This window comes from Mesorhizobium sp. M7A.F.Ca.ET.027.02.1.1 (genome assembly GCF_004022985.1).
Lineage (GTDB): Bacteria > Pseudomonadota > Alphaproteobacteria > Rhizobiales > Rhizobiaceae > Mesorhizobium.
The window spans coordinates 1-544 of record NZ_RZOL01000905.1; the positions used below are offsets into that span (position 1 = coordinate 1).

A 544-nucleotide genomic window follows, 5' to 3' on the forward strand; every position below is an offset into this window, starting at 1 on the left:
GTTCGATACGGCGCCTGTGATCAACACACCATCGACAGCAGCGAAAAGTTCGTCCAAGTCGAGTCGATCGCCCAGAGAGGGAACGAGGATCGGAAAAACGCCAGCTGCGGTCACGGCCGCTTCCAAGTATCGCTGGTGCACGGCATGCCAGCCGGCACCGTCAATCTGGCGGACATCCGCCGATACAGCGATGAGTGGCTGTCTTGGAATTCTCTTCATTGCATTCATCCTATGGGCCGGTGTCCCCCTGCAAGGATCGAAAGTGTGGCTCTTTTGCACGTTGAAACACGAGGGCGATCGGTTCGCATCGTCTCTAGCAATCGAGCTTGGACATGGCTTGACCGTCTGCGGTAGTCCACCTAGCCGACGCCAGCCATAAGGAGAGATGCATTGTCAAAGGCGTCGTAGACGGGCAGACCTGTCGCTCTCCGAATTCTACCCGAGACGCGAACCAGTATTGTGCATTCGCAAAGGACAACTCCGATATCATCGTGACGACTGAGGTTGGAAACAACGGCGTCGATGTCGGCCAGGACCTTCTTTG

General features: G+C 56.2%; 1 protein-coding gene and 1 pseudogene. Both read right to left on the reverse strand.

Annotated features, from left to right (window positions below):
* The coding region (locus EN749_RS36930) for a gamma-glutamyl-gamma-aminobutyrate hydrolase family protein (RefSeq protein ID WP_145991228.1) at positions 1 to 219 on the reverse strand (219 nt) is incomplete at its 3' end.
* A 140-nt stretch (positions 220 to 359) separates the two neighbouring features.
* A pseudogene (locus tag EN749_RS38425) lies at positions 360 to 544 on the reverse strand (hypothetical protein); the annotation flags it as partial.